This is a genomic window from Pseudomonas sp. W5-36 (assembly GCF_046540455.1).
Classification (GTDB): Bacteria; Pseudomonadota; Gammaproteobacteria; order Pseudomonadales; family Pseudomonadaceae; genus Aquipseudomonas; species Aquipseudomonas graminis_B.
Genome location: NZ_JAXCIQ010000006.1, coordinates 149652 through 167957, shown reverse-complemented (window position 1 = coordinate 167957; position 18306 = coordinate 149652). Strand labels below are relative to the sequence as shown.

At 55.4% G+C, this 18306-nt stretch carries 16 protein-coding genes and 1 pseudogene; 16 read left to right on the top strand and 1 reads right to left on the bottom strand.

Annotated elements, in window-relative coordinates; translation table 11 throughout:
* The first annotated feature begins 34 nt into the window (after positions 1–34).
* The 16 genes and pseudogenes from SLW74_RS13310 (at position 35) to SLW74_RS13235 (ending at position 16966) form a co-directional block, all read left to right on the top strand.
* Entirely contained in the window at positions 35–1198 is a 1164-nt protein-coding gene (locus SLW74_RS13310; RefSeq protein WP_410929168.1) for an EAL domain-containing protein, read from the top strand.
* A 95-nt stretch (positions 1199–1293) separates the two neighbouring features.
* Positions 1294–2625 (top strand): deoxyguanosinetriphosphate triphosphohydrolase, encoded by a 1332-nt coding sequence (locus tag SLW74_RS13305; RefSeq protein WP_410929167.1) that lies wholly within the window; start codon positions 1294–1296, stop codon positions 2623–2625.
* A gap of 298 nt (positions 2626–2923) precedes the next feature.
* Positions 2924–3313 (top strand): response regulator, encoded by a 390-nt coding sequence (locus SLW74_RS13300; protein WP_065991487.1) that lies wholly within the window; start codon positions 2924–2926, stop codon positions 3311–3313.
* Positions 3314–3676: 363 nt separating this feature from the next.
* The gene (locus SLW74_RS13295; protein ID WP_065991486.1) at positions 3677–4303 is read left to right on the top strand and encodes a response regulator transcription factor; all 627 of its coding nucleotides are present in this window, start codon (positions 3677–3679) and stop codon (positions 4301–4303) included.
* Between the two features lie 8 nt (positions 4304–4311).
* A pseudogene (locus SLW74_RS13290) lies at positions 4312–6519 on the top strand (transporter substrate-binding domain-containing protein); the annotation flags it as partial.
* Between the two features lie 44 nt (positions 6520–6563).
* Positions 6564–8231: a recombinase family protein gene (locus SLW74_RS13285; RefSeq protein WP_410929166.1), complete on the top strand. Its 1668-nt coding sequence runs from the start codon at positions 6564–6566 to the stop codon at positions 8229–8231.
* 525 nt (positions 8232–8756) lie between these two features.
* A complete protein-coding gene (locus tag SLW74_RS13280) occupies positions 8757–9053 on the top strand; it encodes a hypothetical protein (RefSeq protein WP_410929165.1) in 297 nt (98 codons plus the stop codon).
* Between the two features lie 142 nt (positions 9054–9195).
* Complete coding sequence (locus SLW74_RS13275; RefSeq protein ID WP_410929164.1) at positions 9196–9759, top strand: hypothetical protein; 564 nt, start codon at positions 9196–9198, stop codon at positions 9757–9759.
* Positions 9756–9965 (top strand): hypothetical protein, encoded by a 210-nt coding sequence (locus SLW74_RS13270; protein WP_410929163.1) that lies wholly within the window; start codon positions 9756–9758, stop codon positions 9963–9965. Before SLW74_RS13275 ends, SLW74_RS13270 begins: the two co-directional genes overlap by 4 nt.
* Positions 9962–10369 carry a hypothetical protein gene (locus SLW74_RS13265; RefSeq protein ID WP_410929162.1) on the top strand — a complete coding sequence of 136 codons (408 nt, stop codon included), beginning with the start codon at positions 9962–9964 and terminating at the stop codon, positions 10367–10369. The genes SLW74_RS13270 and SLW74_RS13265 overlap by 4 nt, the downstream gene beginning before the upstream one ends.
* A 113-nt stretch (positions 10370–10482) precedes the next feature.
* The gene (locus tag SLW74_RS13260) at positions 10483–12543 is read left to right on the top strand and encodes a tape measure protein (protein WP_410929161.1); all 2061 of its coding nucleotides are present in this window, start codon (positions 10483–10485) and stop codon (positions 12541–12543) included.
* Between the two features lie 32 nt (positions 12544–12575).
* Positions 12576–12830, top strand: a complete 255-nt coding sequence (locus SLW74_RS13255) for a hypothetical protein (RefSeq protein ID WP_410929160.1) — start codon at positions 12576–12578, stop codon at positions 12828–12830.
* Between the two features lie 512 nt (positions 12831–13342).
* Positions 13343–14242, top strand: a complete 900-nt coding sequence (locus SLW74_RS13250; RefSeq protein ID WP_410929159.1) for a hypothetical protein — start codon at positions 13343–13345, stop codon at positions 14240–14242.
* 286 nt (positions 14243–14528) lie between these two features.
* The gene (locus SLW74_RS13245; RefSeq protein WP_410929158.1) at positions 14529–15338 is read left to right on the top strand and encodes a hypothetical protein; all 810 of its coding nucleotides are present in this window, start codon (positions 14529–14531) and stop codon (positions 15336–15338) included.
* A gap of 521 nt (positions 15339–15859) precedes the next feature.
* Entirely contained in the window at positions 15860–16186 is a 327-nt protein-coding gene (locus SLW74_RS13240; protein ID WP_410929157.1) for a hypothetical protein, read from the top strand.
* Positions 16187–16327: 141 nt separating this feature from the next.
* A complete protein-coding gene (locus SLW74_RS13235; protein WP_410929156.1) occupies positions 16328–16966 on the top strand; it encodes a recombinase family protein in 639 nt (212 codons plus the stop codon).
* A 286-nt stretch (positions 16967–17252) separates the two neighbouring features.
* Here SLW74_RS13235 and SLW74_RS13230 read toward each other — a convergent pair whose 3' ends face one another.
* On the bottom strand, positions 17253–18188 hold the full coding sequence (locus tag SLW74_RS13230) for a hypothetical protein (RefSeq protein WP_410929155.1): 936 nt from the start codon (positions 18186–18188) through the stop codon (positions 17253–17255).
* Positions 18189–18306: the final 118 nt, after the last annotated feature.

Sequence of the window (18306 nt, the reverse complement as noted above, 5' to 3'; positions counted from 1 at the left end):
CACCACTCCAATCAACCGCCGCTAAGGAGGCCCCGTGTTCGATGGGCAACCGCTCGCCTGTTTCCAGCCGTTCATCGACACCGCGACCGGGCGCATCGCCGGCGTAGAAGCCCTGGGCCGTCTGCGCCAGGCAGACGGCAGCCTGCAATCGGTCGGCGCGCTGTTCACGGACCCACGGCGCCCGGCGGTACAATTGCGTCGGCTGGACCGTCAGGTTCGCGACAATGCCTTGAGCCGCTTTCACGATGCGCCGAGCGACTGGTTCCTGAGCCTGAACATCTCCCCGCGCTGGATCAGCCGCCTGCGCGCCGACGAATCGCCGCCCAGCCTGAAGCAGCTGCAGACCTACGGCATTCCCGCGGAACGGATCGTTTTCGAAATCACCGAATTGAGCGGCGATGGCCAGCGCCTGAACGAGGTGGTCGCCCGCTACCGCGACGCCGGCGCGCGCATTGCCATCGATGATTTCGGCGCCGGCTATTCGCAGCTGGACCGGGTACTGGCGTTGCAGCCCGACATCCTCAAGCTCGACATGCGCCTGTTTCAGGCCGCAGCGCGGGGCGGCCCGAGCAGCGATGTGGTCAAGGCCCTCGCGCAGATGGCGGAGAAAACCGGGTGCTGGATCATCGCCGAAGGGGTCGAGACCGAAGCCGAGCTGGACTTCGCCCTCGAATGCGGCTCGCGCTACGTCCAGGGCTATCTGTTCGCCCCGGCGCAGCTGGATTTCTTTGACGCCGATGCTTTTGTCGACCGCTTCGCGGCCCTGCGTGATCGTTACGTGATGAAGAAAGTCGGTGAGCGCGAACGGCTGATGACCCTGCGCCGGCAACTCACGCAGTTGATGTCCCGCCTGCAGAGCTGGGCCGAGGGCAACGCGCCGCTGAGTGATTTGCCCCAGGTCACTGACTTTCCGTGGCTGCTGCGCTTTTACCAGTGCGACCGCCATGGCACGCAGCTCACGCCGAATCTGGAATGGCGCAACGGCGCGTGGGCCGCGGACGCCCGGTATCTGGGCCATAACTGGTCGTGGCGTCCCTATTTCTATCACCTGCTGGCCGAGGGCTGGCACGAGCGGCGCCTGACCCTGTCGAGTACCTACCGGGACGCCACCAGCAATCAGTATTGCCTGACGGCCGGACAATTCTTCGACAACGGCGAGCGGCTGTTGCTGATCGATGTCGACGCAGCAGGGTTTTGATGACGCTTTTTGACCCCGCATCGGCGATCTTGTGCTTGCAGCGTGCGGGGCGAACCGGGAAGCTAGCGCGGTAATCACCCGACGGAGTACCGGCCTTGGATTGGCAAACCCTGCTCACCCGCGAGCGCCTTGGCAAAACCCTGCACAGCCCTGAGGAACTGGGCCGCAGTCCGTTCCACAAGGATCACGACCGCATTATTTTCTCCGGTGCCTTTCGCCGTCTTGGCCGCAAGACCCAGGTCCACCCGGTCACCAGCAACGACCACATTCACACGCGCCTGACCCATTCGCTGGAGGTCAGCTGCGTCGGCCGCTCGCTGGGCATGCGCGTCGGCGAAACCCTGCGCAGCGCCCTGCCCGACTGGTGTGACCCCAGCGATCTGGGCATGGTCGTGCAATCGGCCTGTCTGGCCCACGACATCGGTAACCCGCCGTTCGGCCACTCCGGTGAAGACGCCATTCGCAACTGGTTCAAACAGGCCGCCGGCCGCGGCTGGCTCGACGCGATGAGCGAAGTCGAGCGCAATGACTTTCTCAATTTCGAAGGCAACGCCCAAGGCTTCCGCGTGTTGACTCAGCTGGAGTACCACCAGTTCGAAGGCGGCACGCGGCTGACCTACGCCACCCTCGGCACCTACCTGAAATACCCGTGGACGGCGCGTCATGCCGACTCGCTGGGCTACAAGAAACACAAATTCGGCTGCTACCAGAGCGAGCTGCCGATCCTCGAGCAAATCGCCGGCAAGCTCGGTCTGCCGCAGATCGAGGACCAACGCTGGGCCCGGCATCCGCTGGTGTACCTGATGGAGGCGGCCGACGACATCTGCTACGCGCTGATCGATCTCGAAGACGGCCTGGAAATGGAGTTGCTCACCTACGACGAAGTGGAGTCGCTGTTGCTGGGCCTGGTGGGCGATGACCTGCCCGAAACCTATCGTCAGTTGGGCCCCAATGACTCCCGTCGTCGCAAGCTGGCGATTCTGCGCGGCAAGGCCATCGAGCACCTGACCAACGCCGCCGCCCGCGCGTTCGTCGAACAGCAGGACGCACTGCTGGCCGGCACGCTGCAGGGTGATCTGGTCGAACACATGCACGGGCCGGCCAAGCGCTGCGTGCTCAACGCCAAGGACATGGCGCGCAAGAAGATCTTCCAGGACAAGCGCAAGACGCTGCACGAAATCGGCGCCTACACCACGCTTGAGATCCTGCTGAACGCCTTCTGCGGCGCGGCGCTGGAACAGTTCGGCGGGCATGAGCCGTCGTTCAAGAGCCGGCGCATTCTCGATCTGCTGGGCAATAACGCGCCCGACCCGAGCTGGCCGTTGCACACGTCCTTTCTCAGGGTCATCGACTTCATTGCCGGCATGACCGACAGCTACGCCAGCGAAATGGCCCGTGAGATGACCGGCCACTCCAACCCCTCCTAGGGCTGCCCGCCAGCCGTGGCGCCCTTCCGAGGACGCTTGCCAAAGCCCGAATACGAACCGGTATTCGGGCTTTTCTCGTTGGTGCTTCAGTCAATCCAACAGCAACTTCGGACATTTCCTACGCAACCGTCGGAATGCCCTTATCGCTGGTCATACATCGCTGCCGAATAATCCGCGCCATTCCGAGCCTTGGGACAACCCGACCCATTACCTCCCGAAGACACCGCCCGCCCTGCGAGCGCGCCGCCGGCCCGCCTTCAAACGGCGGCGCTCATTTCCCCTACGTCTGGAACCGCCGATGTTCACGAAAGATTTCCGAATCCTGTTGGTTGAGGATCATCCGTTTCAGTTGATTGCCTTGCAGATTCTGCTGAACAACCACGGCCTGTACCGTGTCACGCCAGCGCTCAATGCCAGCGAAGCACTCGGCGCCATGGAGCGCAGCGCCGAGCCCTATGACCTGCTGCTCTGTGACCAGCGTCTGCCAGGCATGTGTGGCCTGGAGCTGATTCAGACGGCGAACCAGCGCGGGTTGGTCCAGCGCGCCGTGCTGCTCAGCGGCCTGGACGCGGATCCGCTGGCGAACCTTGAGTCCGAGGCCAGGGCGCTGGGCCTGCCACTGCTGGGGTGCCTGAGTAAGCCGCTTAACACCCTCGAGCTGATCAGCCTGCTGTCCGCACCCGCTTAAGGTTGCCTGCATGGCAGCCTTTTTTGGATATATCGGGCAAGAATACAGACCGCTGCCCAGCGCCTATTGCCAAAGCGCCGTTGATATCGTTGAACCGACATCTTTAAGCAGGTAGGCAAAGTTTCGGGATTATGTAGGGTTATTCCGATTCGCAATAAACGCGCGCACTTAAATGCATATCGATTGATGGTAAATGCTGTTACGTATTAAACATTCATGACCGCTGCGTGTATCCACGTACGCACATACGCTTATTTCTGTAGGAACATTCCTATATAGCGCTTCGGGCATGATCTCTTCGTGTGCGCCTCTGAACATCTGGGATAAGGTGCGCGCTTTCTTGCCACCCGTTATGGATTGATCATGAACTCTATTTTTATTATCGACGACCACCCGGTCATACGAATGGCCATACGTATGCTTCTGGAAAACGAGAATTACGAGGTGGTCGGAGAGACCGACAACGGTGTCGACGCCATGCAGATGGTCCGTGAATGCATGCCCGATCTCATCATCCTGGACATCAGCATCCCCAAGCTGGACGGGCTCGAAGTCCTCGCCCGCTTCAACGCCATGAACCTGCCCTCGAAAATTCTCGTACTCACTGCTCAGGCGCCGAGCCTGTTCGCCATCCGGTGCATGCAGTCGGGCGCTTCGGGATATGTCTGCAAGCAGGAAGACCTCAGCGAACTTGTCAGCTCGGTCAAAGCGGTATTATCCGGCTACAATTACTTTCCCAGTCAGGCCCTTGCCGCATCAATCAAAAAAGAGGGTGACCCCAACGAGCTTGAGCGCTTCAAACTCGTCAATGACCGTGAACTGATGGTGTTGCAACTGTTTGCCCAAGGGCGGACAAACAAGGAAATCGCCAAAGGCATGTTCCTCAGCAACAAAACGGTCAGCACTTACAAAACCCGATTGATGCAAAAACTCAAGGCCAAGACTCTGGTAGAACTTATCGAGATGGCAAAACGTAATTCGCTAGTGTGAGAGACAGGATGCCAAAGGCGTTAAAGGACTATTGGATAGCAGCCGTGATTGTCTGCCTGAGCTTCGATAGCCAGGCAGATCCCCTGGCGCCGGAACGCTACACGCTGCTGAGCCGCTCCAACCCTGCGCACATGGACGTGACGCTGGAACGCGCCCAGTGGCAATGGGTGCGCAACAAGCGCGAGCTGGTGGTCGGCACCTCCGCGCCGGACTATCCGCCTTTCGACATGACCCTGACCGGGCACGACTACGAAGGCTTTACCGCCGACTACATCGGCATTCTCGGACGCGTGCTCGACCTGCCGGTCAAGGTCCTGCGTTTCGCCAGCCGCGACGAGGCGGTTCAAGCGCTGAGCAAGGGCGAAATCGATCTGCTGGGCAGCGCCAATGGCTACGAAGCGGCGTCGCGCGGGATCGTACTGTCTACGCCCTACGCCGTGGATCAGCCCGTCCTGGTGACCCGCGCCGGCGAGGCCCGGCCCCTGAGCGGCGACCTCAACGGTTTGCGCCTGAGCATGGTTTATCACTACCTGCCGCCCGACGAAATCGCCGCGCTGTATCCCAAGGCGCGCCTGCAGACCTTCCCCTCCTTCCAGAGCGCGATCAACGCCGTGGCCTTCAATCAGGCCGACGTGTTTCTGGGCGACACCATCTCCACCCACTACGTGATCAACAAGGGCTATCTGAACAACGTGCAGATGGCCAATTTCGGCAAGCACGAGGCAAACGGTTTCAGCTTCGCCGTGCAGGCTTCAAACCCGATACTGCTGGACATCGTCAATCGGATCATCAAAGGCATTCCGGTGGAAGAGCGCATCGCCATTTCCAAACGCTGGGGCGCCGGCAGCGATCTGATGCTCACCGACCAGAAGCTGCAGCTCAATCAACGGGAAGAACGCTGGATCGCTCAGCATCCGACCGTTCGCGTAGTGTTCAACGAGGCTTACGCGCCGCTGACGTTTTTTGATGCAGCCGGCAATTTCAGCGGCGTCACCGCCGACCTGCTCGAACTCATACGCCTGCGCACCGGGCTCACCTTCAAGGTCAGCCATGCCGCCAGCATGAACGACATGACCAACCAGTTGAGCCAGGGCCAGGCCGACCTGATTGGCGCGATGATTCCCAGCGAAGAGCGCCAGAACCGCTTCAATTTCAGCCGGCCGTACATGGATAACGTGTTCGTGCTGGTCACCCGCAAGGAAACCTCGGCGCCCTCCAATCTCGATCAACTGGACGGCAAGCGGGTGGCGCTGGCCCTCAGCAGCCCGATCCTGCCTTTCCTGGGCGACCAGCACCCGGGCATTTATCCGGTGGAGGTCGACAACCCGGCGCAAGCCCTGGACCTGCTCGCCCACGGCCGTACCGAGGGCGCCATCACGTCGCTGTTCAGCGCCAGCTATTTCCTCTCCTCCCGGGCGTTGAACGACACGTTGCAGATGCGCGTGACCGTCGGGCAGGAACCGGCGCGCATTGCCATGGCCACGTCACGCAATGCGACCGAACTGACCTCGATTCTCGACAAGGCGCTGTCGAGCATCGCCCCGGAAGACCTGGCCGCGATCAACAATCGCTGGCGCACCTATACGCCGCCGAGCAGCGGCGCGTGGCACGACTATGAGTTGTTGATCTATCAGATCATCGGCGGCGCCAGCCTGTTGCTGCTCGGCTCGCTGGCCTGGAATGCCTGGATGCGCCGGCAGATCAAACAGCGCGAACGCGCCGAGCGGGCGCTCAACGATCAGTTTGAATTCATGAGCGCGCTGCTCAACGGCACGCCTCATCCCATCTATGTCCGCGACCGCGACGGCCTGCTGAAAATGTGCAACGAAAGCTACCTCGCCGCCTTTGCCGAGCGGCGCGAGGACGTGATCGGCAAAAGCATTCTGGACGGCGTACTGAGCAACACCGAAGAGGCCCAGGGTTACGTCGAGGATTACAAGCGCGTCATGGCCGACAACGAGCCCTTGATTCTCGACCGCTCGCTGCACATCGGCGGCCGCGAGCTGACGATCTACCACTGGATCCTGCCGTTCCGCGACTCCCTCGGCAAAGTGCAAGGCATCATCGGCGGCTGGATCGACATCAGCGAACGGCGGCAACTGATCGAGCAACTGCAGACGGCCAAGGACCTGGCGGACGATGCCAACCGCGCCAAAAGCACCTTCCTGGCAACCATGAGCCATGAGATCCGCACGCCCATGAACGCAGAGATCGGTACGGTGTTATCATTCCGCCCTCAGTTTCACCAAAAGGGGGCGTGATGACACGACTGGCGTTTTCATATGTCCGGTTCTCGGCAAGATCACAGCGTCACGGGACGAGTCTCAAGCGGCAGAACGACATGGTCGCAGCATGGCTTGTGCAAAACCCAGACTATGGGCTGTCAAAGCTGAGCTTCGAAGACCTTGGACGGTCTGGCTATTCTGGGGCGCATTTAGAGAACGCATTTGGTCGGCTTCTGGCTGCTGTTGAGACTGGTGCAATTCCGAAGGGGTCAGCGATCCTGATCGAAGCCATAGACCGGGCTGGTCGTCTGGAACCGTTGGACATGCTTCAACTCGTGAAGCAGATAGTTAAGGCTGGCGTCGATTTGGTGACGCTTGATGACGGCGTTCGGTACGACAGGCAGTCAGCGAACAACAACCATCTTTTTCTGCTGGCCGCGAAGTTTCAGCAAGCGCACCAGTATTCAGAGAACCTGAGTCGTCGCGTACTGGCGGCGTACGAGAAGAAACGAGAGGTGGCCCGTGCAGGCGTTGCAGTAGGACGTAGAACGCCGTTGTGGCTGAACTCTGAATGGCCCAACGGGAGGACTTCGCCACCAGTGGTAAGGCTCCGCGAGGACATCGCGCCGTACGTAGCTCAGGCATTTGAGGACTACGCCGCTGGCTTGGGTGAACGTCGCATCCTAACGCGGCTTCGTGCCCAGCATGACGAGTTCAAGAAGGTGAGCTTCAGCACCATCAAGCGATGGTTAAAGAATCCTGTCGCCGTTGGTCGCTGGAACGATATTGAGGACGTCTACCCGCCAGTGGTGAGCAAGGAGCTTTGGTTTCGCGTGCAAAAGAGACTGAACGACGTGGGCAGGCCCAAATCGAGCAGCTCAAAACAGATCATGTCGGGATTGGTGAAGTGCGCAAGGTGCGGCAAAAACTACTGCACTACAGGTGAAAGCAACACCCGCGCACTCAGTATGAAGTGCATGACTCGCCACCATTTTGGTGATGGCCCTGACGGCTGTTCGAATAAGCGAAGTATCCCCTACGCCGTGTTTGATTACATCAGGTCTCAAACTGCCCACGCCGCTTTGGTTCGTGCCGCCCAGAGCAAGACGCTCAGTCAGTCAGAGAAGCGGTTGATTGAGATAGATGGACAGCTCAGCGACTTGCACAAACAGAGTGAGCGAGTTGCTGAGGGGCTATTGGAATACGGTATGTTGCCAGCGATCAAGGCCGTGTTGGACCGCATCAAGGCTGGGATATTGGCGCTGGAGCAAGAACGAGCTTTGCTGAAGGCAACGCCAGTCGAAGCAACCCTCGGCGACATGATCGACGAGGAAGACATGCTGCTGGATGACGACCCCGAGCGGCTCTCGGCGTTACTCAAAAGCGTGGGCTATGTTGTTCTTGTCGATGACCGTACGATCACTGTGAACGAGCCCAGTGTATTCAATGATTACGCTCAACAGACCTACCGCTTTCTTAGAACAGACCGGGTTAAGGGCGTGTACGAGGTTATCGAAAATGAAGTTATGCGGATTGAGATACCAAATCTCGACTCCAAAGTGCAAAAGGCTGAACTTGCTGCGTTCAACGAGCAGGAAGCTCGTTATGAGTCGGGTGAACTTGAACGCACTGTGATGCGTTGGAACCCGGAGACATCTCGGATCGATCATATTTCAGGCCCGCCGCCTAAAGAAGATGTTTAGCAGACCAACTTTTCGTGTTTTCGGCGATGATCCCCGGATATGTAGCAGGGCCGGGGTTAGCATTGGCTCACAGGAAAGAAATAGTTTGCTTTTTATGCAGAAAGTGTGCTTGACATATTGACAAAACGCACTTTCCGTGAGACAATAGTGTACAAAGTAGAGAATAAAAACAGCGATTTCTGCCTCCCGTTTCATTCCCCAGTTTCCCAAAATCATACGTCCGAACCAATCTCGTTCTCCTTCGAGTGACTGTGTTCGGACGTAAGTTAGGTCAGGGCGTTCCAAGCGCCCCCTCGTGGCTAAGCTGTGCCATTTGACCGATACAGTTAGAGAGTCGGAAGCTCTCGATAGCGTGACCCGCGCTATAAGCCTTGGTCAGCAGGGTACAAATTCATCGGCGTCTCCTTGCCAACTTTAGCCGAACTCTCTCGGGTTCGGCTTTTTGTTGAGCGCCGTTCACGCCGTAACGCTGTAACAACCAAAACAAACCCACTTAGCCATCCTACTCACGGAGAGGGATCACCCATGCCCATGATTTATAAATTCTGCGAAACATGCGGAGCAAGATACGGCACTTTCAACAGTCAACAAAAATACTGCTCGAATGCTTGCCGCCAACGTGCCTATCGCGAATCCCAAGCAACTGCTGTACACGATGAAACAACACTCACCCTGAAGTTCGGCAAGTTTACGGTGAAGATCGACCGGCTTGACCCAGCCAGCGACAAGGAGAGTTTACGCCGGGCAGTTATAGAAGCCCTTGGGCCAGAGCTGATTGCCCAAGCATTAGCATCGCCACCGCAATATGTTGGTGAAGCATGAAACTAAAATTTCCGTACGTAAAGTGTGAGGTGTGCAAGCGAAGCTATCCAAGTGATGGTGGTAGCAACACGACATGCTCCCTTGAATGCGCTCGCATTCTTCACCGCATCAAACACAACACTATCCCATTAGGAGAATCGAAATGAAATCGCCAACACCCGTAATGCAAAACGTTTTCAGCCAAGAAACCTTTGATCGCATGTGCGAACAAACCAGAATCTTTTACGAGGCTACCATCGAGAAGCCCCACCTTGTGAACGCCAAGGGCGCTATCATCGAGGTAACCGTCGAAGGCTTACAGAAAGCAGCGGATACCTATCACGAACTATTGTCAGCAGGGTACACGCCGCTTCCTTTTGAATCTCCGTTGCAGAGTTTTCACTTTGTGGGCGATGCACATGCAGTGGTTCTTGTTCAGATCACCGTTAGAAAGCCAATGGAACAGCAGGCAAAAGAACTTGCGGTTATGTTCGACGCTTTGAAGGTTCAATACATTGCCGATCTGGAAAAAGCTCAAGCGCAAGAAATTGAACGTCAGATTGATATTGCCCTGCAAGCTGCTGCCCGTAGAGAGGCCGCTAAAGTTGAAGCAGCGCGAAAAGCAATCGCGGATAAGGTGAGGGCTGAAATGGAAGCCAGCCGCGAAACTCTTCGAGCTGAATTGATCGCCAACGGGAAGTTGAACTCAGCGGGAGAAACCCAGTGATCGACGCCCTAACTCGTGCATTGCTACTGAAATACCAACCCGACAGCCCGTTACTTCTTGAGGCTCCACAAGCGCCTGTAGAGGCCGAAGTAACGAAGGCAGCATATGTGCTGCCTCTTGATACAAGAATCGCTCTTGCACGCCTACAGGGCATCCCGGAGTACGTTATTAAACTTATGGAAGCTACGCGCAAGGATACCGAATGAAAAGACATGTAGTACCGATTCAGTTGCTGGCTCGCATCAGCGATGTAACAAGTAAAGAGTTTCAACGTCACGCCGTCTTCACCATCGCGGCAGACAAGCTGGACCCTCAGAGAGTCTTTAATGCCCTTCGTACAGACATCAAAAAGCTGGGTGATGACGCCGCTTACAAGCTGGCATGGTTTCGTTGTGGCAACTTCATCAGTGTTCTGATATCTGGAACGCCCGCTGTAACAGCCTATGTCTTCGCGTTTATAGCCAAGGGCAAGCAACGCAAGTTGTTCCAATGCGGCGAGGTGGTATATGAAGGGGTTAGTACACTCAAGTTCAAGACTGAAGTGGACGAGCTTCTACATGAGTACGCAGCGCCATCTGTGAAGCATTCTTTTGGTGGTAGCTGCTGCTGATCAATCAAGAAACAATCGCCAAGCTTGTTGGTCAGCTTGCCTTTCACGTTGACCTAAGCGGCCTTGAACGCTTTCAGCGTGGGATTGAGCAGGCTCGCCAGCGCATGATGGCTATGAGTAAACAGGCCGACCAGCTATCTCAGAAGCTCGGGACGAAGATGGGCATCAAGGTTGACACCACGGCCCGCGACAAACTGGACAAGCAAGTTAGAACATCACTGGATCGTGAGCTACGTGGCGAGGTTCTACTACAGAAAGCACGTCGTGCCACATTCACAGCCGAACTTGCTGGGCAAAAGCTACAGTTTGCCGGGCAGCGCGAATCGGCCTTCTTGACCACGCAAACCTTGAAGGATCGCCAGCAAATGGCAGTCCTTGCAGCCAAGGAGCAGCGTGCAGAACAAGCACGGCTCAAGGTGCAAGGGCAGGCAATCAAGAACCAAGATGCTTTGACACAGGCGAAGGCCAGACAGGCCCGCATCGAGGCCATGCACGCGCAGCAAGTACAACGCACGCTAAATCTCCAAGCCCAGCAGCAACGAACGCTAACGACAACCCAGCGTATCGAGCAGGCCATGCAGCAGGCTCGTGAACGTGGCCAGCGTCAGGCTCAGAAGTTCGCCGATTCACAGCAGGCCGCGAAGGTACGTGCCCAGCGTCAGGACGTGGCTCACCAACAGCGTCAAGAACGCTTCCAATGGGCACAGACCCGTCAACAGCAGTGGGAAGCCAACCGTAACAAGCCGGAGCCGTCTGGCGGGTTCCTGGGACTCGGTACAGCGGGTCTGGCCTTAGGTGGTGCTGCCGCTGGCGCCGCTGCAATCGTCGCCGCTATCAACGCTCTCGGCGAACGCATGAGCGCTACACAAGAACGTGTCTCGGGTAGTCAGCAGTTTACAAACGTACTGGCCCAAGCCGGGGGCGATAATCCAGCTAATCAGAAGTTAGTTGCTGATGAGTTTGTTCGTATCGGTCAGAAGTTTGGGACGGCGCTGGATATTGACAGTGCAAAGATGTACCGAACATTCATCATGGCCGAAACCGCGAGGGGGAGTAGCCTAAGCAAAGCCATCGGAACGTTCGAAACCCGTCAGGCAGCGTTCCGTGGTGCTGGTATGACTCGTGAAGAACAAACACGGGCTAACCTTCAACTTCAACAAATCATGGGCAAGAGTCAGGGCGACCGTGAAGACTTGAACACCTTCACAGAAGCGGCACCGCTCCTGATAGAGCCGATTAGACGTGCATGGGCTGAACGTAATAAGCACAAACTCGATGGAAACCTTGAGAAAGACTTCCGTGCAAGTACAACGGCGGGCAATCTCAAGAGCGTAGACTTTACCCGAGGCATCGAGCTATTCGTTAAAGAAAACGCTGCCGCGATCCAACGTCAATCAGATTCCATCGACGCCAACGCTACACGACTAAGCAATCAGCAGTTCCTACAACAGCAAGGCGTAGACAAGAATCCTGAGCTAATCGGGGCAATTAACGAACGAATCCGTTCTGAGATGGAACTGAACGACGCTATGGCACCGCTCAAACAAACGTCCGCTAACTTGGATATTGCTTTGAACAAGTTGATGACTTCAGCCCTTGGCTGGGTATTCAACAAGGATGGGACATCACAAACCAACGCAGCAAAGATTGATGCACTAAGTCCAGACAAGTCCGCAATCGACCTACAAGCTCTCACCGGCGTTGATGTTGATCCAAGTAAGGCCAAGCAACAGGACCCAATAGATCGCCTCTACAACTTCCTTACAGGAGCTTCAGACTACACTGAAGGCCCTGCAACTAAGATGAGGGTAGCACAACTTGATCTTAGCGGTGCTCTGACGTTGCCAAAGCTTGATGTGTCAAAGTTTGAACAACCAGAAATTGACGGTAGGTTTCATCAGATCGTACGTAACATGCAGCCAATGTCAGCACCAGAGCTATCATTCAGGGCTGCACAGCGAATCTTCGGAGAATCTCCTTCACGTGCCCAGTCGTCAACGGTGAACAATAACAACACACCGATCAATGTTACGAATAACGTAACGGTGAATGCTCAAACTGGCGCTACCGCTGAAGAGATTAGTCGTCTTGTTGAGACTGGTGTAACTGACAAAACGAAAGAAGCGCTTAGAGACTTGCTGAACCAGTACGAACTACCGCAGGACACTGAATAGTGCTTAGGTGGTTAAAGGCATTAGTGCTCTGCATGGTGCTTCAGATTGTAGCCAGTCTCGGCGCAATCGCTTATCTGGAAGTTCACAGCAGCGACATGGCGCGGGAATACTCGTTACTTGCTGAACAGAACGCTCGCGCTTTCACCAGTGCGAGTGTTCAGGGCTTGTACAACCAAATTCAGCGTGAAATGCAGCACGACCGAATCCAAACAACCAACGAAATCAAACGTGCCATTGAACTCAACAATGCACGTCATGATTCGCCCATTCTACAGGAGAGGCAATGAACAAGAAGTATACGAATGCAGCGGATGCTATGCATGCCGCATATGAATTATCACAGAAGTTAGGGCGGCCTGTATGGCGTCATATAACGTTTAACGAGCATGGGGCTCCACGCTGGTATGTCTCATTAAGCCAAACGCCCCACAACGCACTACAGGAGCTTGCAGCATGACTCATAGACCACGCAACCAGAGAACTTGCCACTGCAAACAATGCGGCATCGGATTTCTAACATTCAAGGCAACCGCATTTTGCGGCTCTGGATGCAGACACGAGTTCATCGCCATCAACGGCACAACACAATTGATCCAAGGAGCGACCCAAGATGGCGCCAGCAACACCCGCAACAACCAAGGCTAAAAAGCCAGCTCGCAAAACCTGCTCAGTATGCAAAGCCATGTTCTATACGTCGCACCGTTCTACAATGACTTGTAGCGAAGATTGTAAGCGGGCTCGCCGTAACAAGGTTGATCGGAAAGTCACGAAGAAGGTACGCAAGCCAAAAGCGTTCCCCATGAGTAACCCGTTCGTGCAACTGTTGCTGCGCCATGCAAAGCAAGCGGAGAATGTGCAGATTGTTCAGTACATCACTGTTGACCAGTTGCACGAGCTACGGGCAATGCACAAGACTCAACAAGCGGCCAATCGGTGGCGTTCGTTTGGTGAATATCAGTTCAGCCACGTGTACCCAGTCAAAGGCCAGCATCATATCGGCAAGTTCGTTCCCGCCAATCTGGTGATCGGTAATGCCGACCTTAACCGTCAGCACGGCAATCAGTGGTTAGGAGGCGGCGAGTTCATTAGCCCTGCTCACAAGTCCCCACGCTGGGACATCCAGCCATGGATGACAGACGCCGATATCATGTCGCTGATGCTCGATTGCATCGGTCGGGGCGTGTGGGCTGAGTTTGACAAGGTTGCAAAGCTGGCGCCGAGTCAGCGGCATGTGTACGTAGAGAAACTGGCGCTGCTGCTGGACCGGACCAATCCTGATCACGCTGAATGGTTGAAGGTGTTCGACAACCGCAAGAGCAGCACGCGAGACCTGCGAAGGTTGCTCGAAGCGGTGACAGGGAAAGACATATTCGTTATGTCGAACGTTGGTGGTCTGGACGCAATGGGTGTACTGGTAACGGAAACCACTCGGCTCATGGCCTATCGGCCAGAGTTGGCGCCTGTGCTGAAGGCGCTTGAGCAGGTGAAGCAGACTTCATGGTACTTCCGGGAACCGCTGGACCTTGGCGAAGACGAGTATTTCTTCTTCAACATCCTGCACGGACGGAATATCAATCCAGCCGTGCTTGAGAGCATCACAGGCGATCTACTGGAGCGGATCACATGCAAGGTGAAAGACTTCGACAACAACGGTCTACGGTACGTGCTTCCCTCATGGATGCTGCCAATTGCCGCGTAACCAATGCCCTGCCAGTGATGGTGGGGCATCTTTTTGCGCACTGCGAAAGCTGAAACACACGCTCATTGCTCTTACGTTATCCGTTATCAAATTATCCGCCATCCCCGTCTGACCCCCGTAACTGCTGGGCGAAACCACCTTTTACCCTGCTAATAATCCGGGGGGAGATTCACAGTGCAGAGCGCCTGACACTGCGCCATAGCGAAGCTATGCACCTGACTTCTACTTGGGCGAACGCACTCGCCAAGCTGTGCTACAACTCCACTACCAGCAGAGGAGAGGCACCATGGCGAAGAAAAACAAAGGCGAACAAGAATTGCCACGTCAGGAGGGCACCTACGGGCACAGTGCCGATAAGGTCTCAAGCCTCACTGTGACGGTTAATCCGTCAGGCAGCTTCGATATCCACGAGGTTGACCCCTCCACAATTCGTCACCAGATAACAACCGCCAAGCAAAATGGCCCCGGAGATAGGGTCAGGTTTTCCGCACCCGCTGATCATTTTGCCGTTGAGCTGGATTACATCGAACACCTGAAGACCAAGTTCGACTACTTGCTTGCAGCAGACACGAACACCATAGCCGACCGCAACGGTCCCATCCGACACGACGGCTACATCGTCAGTGCGTGCACAGTGGTCTTCATTGCCGAGCCTTTACAGGATTGGACTGTCGAAGCGTTGATACAGCCGCTTACCTCTTACCTAATCCTTGATTCAGGGCCTGATACAAACCCAGAGTTGTTGGGCTGGCACCTGGCATTGACGAAGCATACGGATACCCCGTTCCTGCATACGCAGCGTTTGGGCTTGGTCGTAGACAGTGAGCTGGGCAAGCACATCGACATCAATGCTCGCAGGTTGCCGTATTACGCTGACCATTTGTTGCCGGGCAACACGTCGTTGATCTATGCCAAAAGCGATAGCCTCGACACAATCGCGAACCACATGCTGAGGTACTGCGACACGGTTTCAGATCAAATCCTTGAGCAGTTCAAGCAACACGGCGTAGCTCGCATGCTTGAGCAAAACCATTTTCAAGTCGGGACAGCTCTCTGTTTCGCAACCAATCATCCACAGCAAAGCCGCCCGAAATGATCCGATTTAACCGCGTGGAGTAGGCTGGAAACTGTTGATCAGCCTCTATACCTGTCCAAAATATTTTGGAGGTCTGCCCATGGCTGTTGGTCTTCACCAGTTGCAGCCTTGCATTCAGGCTCATGAGCAAACGGAGTCTCACAGTGTTCCAGCGCCTGACTTTGCATGCATGAAGTGCAAACCATTCTCCCGGCAACAATCGTCCACCGACCATTCCATGCCTCGATTTGCTGTTCAGCGTCCATACGTTGTCCCTCCTGAATTTAATCCAGCATAAACCGCCGAAAACCCTCTGAATACCATCGAAAACGTCTATCCAAACGAGGTTTCCACGATGGGGCAAAAGTTGTAGCACACCTGTAGCCCAGCAACAGCGTGGGTTGTGACGGAAAGTCGTTAAGCTGGAGCCTGTCAAAAGAGTTTATTAGCGAGCTAACGACACAAATCGACTCTGAGATTTCAAAAACGCAAGCTTCGCTCCAGACGCAAGCCAGCCCCGGCAAGCTGACCGCGAGGTCAGAATGTACCTTCAGAGCGGGCATAAAGGGATCGGCAATCCGACCAAACTTGTCCCAAAAACGATCCTCAAAAAACGCTGTACGATGAAATCTCCAACCAAAGAGGAAGACCGTATGAAATTGCTATCTGTCGAAATCAAGCTCTTGCACCTCCTCCATACAGGACAGTCTGTAGTCAGAGGCGAGGACGTGCATACCCTCCGACAATTGATCGCGAAGGGGTACGCAGTAGGTGTGGACGCCTCTGACGGAGACGGAGACGAGTACATAGAAGTGCGTCTGTCGCCATCAGGCCGGGAGATCGCAAGTGACCTTGAGAAGGACGAGTGATCAGAAAACTGTCTATCATTTAGGTCTACTCATATGGTAGTGCGATAACCGTCCGTCAGGCACTATCATAAAGGGCTTGGCGATACCTATATGATCGTATTATCATTAGCCTATCGAAACGGACGCCAAAGGATAGTCGCCATGAACGCTCACCTTTACCTGCGAGCCAGCACCAAAGACCAAGACGCGAACCGTGCCAAAGTGGCGCTGGAAGCGTTTGCGGTTGAGAAAGGCTTGGGTGTAGTTGGCGTGTATGCCGAGAACATCAGCGGCACCAAGCTTCAGCGTCCCGAGCTGATGCGTCTGCTGGATAACGCCAAGTCAGGCGAAATCCTTCTGTGCGAAAGCGTGGACCGGTTATCACGTCTGTCACAGGATGATTGGGAAGTGTTGAAGACCACAATCAAAGCCAAAGGCTTGCGTCTGGTTATCGCTGACCTGCCCACCAGTCATATGCTGGTGCAAGACAAAGGCATCACCGGGCAGATTCTGGAAGTGATCAACAACATGCTGTTGGACCTGATGGCCACCATGGCACGGCTGGACCAAGAAAAGCGTGTTGAGCGGATCAAGCAAGGCATCGAGAACAAGAAGGCTGCCGATCCCGAGTGGAAGCCGACAGGTAAGACGAAGAACATCGACCTCTGGAAGAAGGTGTTTGCGTTGGTAGCCAAGCACCCAGACATGAGCGCCGATGACGTGGCCAAGCTTGCTGAATGCGGCGTTGCTACGGTGTACAGGATCAAACGTGAAGCCAAGACCGCTCAGGATCAAGCCTGATCATCCCTGCTACAGACGACACCCAAGGAGGTGCAACGTATGAACGCTCACCATCTGGCCCTACAGGGCCTTCTGGCGGCATCGCTCTTTAACAACTGAGAAGCTTATTTGTGGTGCCCTTTGAAGCTTTGCCACGAGGCCGGGTCGGCTCGTGTTTGATACCTCTGGCAATGATCCAAGGACCCACGTTATTTTTCCAGCGCTGTGCAAAGCGACCCCCCCACCCTTTGCAAGGTCTGAAAACCGACGGGAGGTGTTTCTGGCTCAAGTTGGACCCGTCCAATAATCAGCCGGGAGTGTACGTAGTCAGCCGCGAGTCGGAGATGGTGCGGTCCCAACGCTCTACGAACACAAGGAATTTTTCATAATTGTCCGCGTACGTGCGTAACCACGTCCCGATTCCGGCAGTGACAGCGGCATAGAGGTCCACAAGGTTGAAGTAATGCGTGTTTTCATGTGGGCTACGTTTTTCAGGCGGGACGTGCCCGACTGAGATTGAAATCCGCCTGACGGTCTTCCTTTGCACTCGCTTGGAATGCAGGTTTGACATGTGCAAAAGACCATTGCGTAACTCCCACAATTCATCAGCGGTGACACCTACCGGGAGCAAATCGACGTAGGTATTCAGCCAGCGGCAGAACACGTTTGCCTCTTTGTCACCTGCCTTCGCCTCCCCAAATTCTACGTAGGCGAGGCTATCGATGCAGGACAGGAACAGCTTGGTGGCTGATGTGTAGTGATGATTGTTGAACAACAGTTTGTACGCTTTCAGGTAATCGTCATTGATCAGGCTGGTCAGGTCGATTGCACCGTTCCGGGTATATTCAACGAGCCAATCATCCATCACGCCCAGTGCTCCAAGCTTCTTATTGACATCAGCCATGTCTGTCGGAGCAAAGTTACCGTGATAGTTAATCGCCGGTTTGCCATTGATGATCAGCGTCACAATAGCGACTGGCGCCGCTGGCTCGTGTTCCTTGAAAGCGTACTCGAACAGGGAGAGAGCGGTCCCAAGACGCCCCATCGCGTTGTACGAGTCCAGAGTCATCCCCACTGGCGGTTTAGTGAGCTTCGCCGTCTTGAAATCCCTCTCTGCCGCGTCGCGAAGAAACGCAAATTTTTCATCGTCGCTTCCATCAGCCTCATAGAAGATGTGCCCCAACCACAAGACACGCTCTTGTTCGTCGATGATCAGGTAAAAGCTATAGACGGTTTCCTTCACGGCATGATCCTGAGGTAATAGAAGCCGACAACGTGGCTACTAACGAGTATATCGCCTCGACGCGTATCGTCGCTAAAAGATGGTCGCTTTTCAAAACAATAATAAATCCATGTAAATC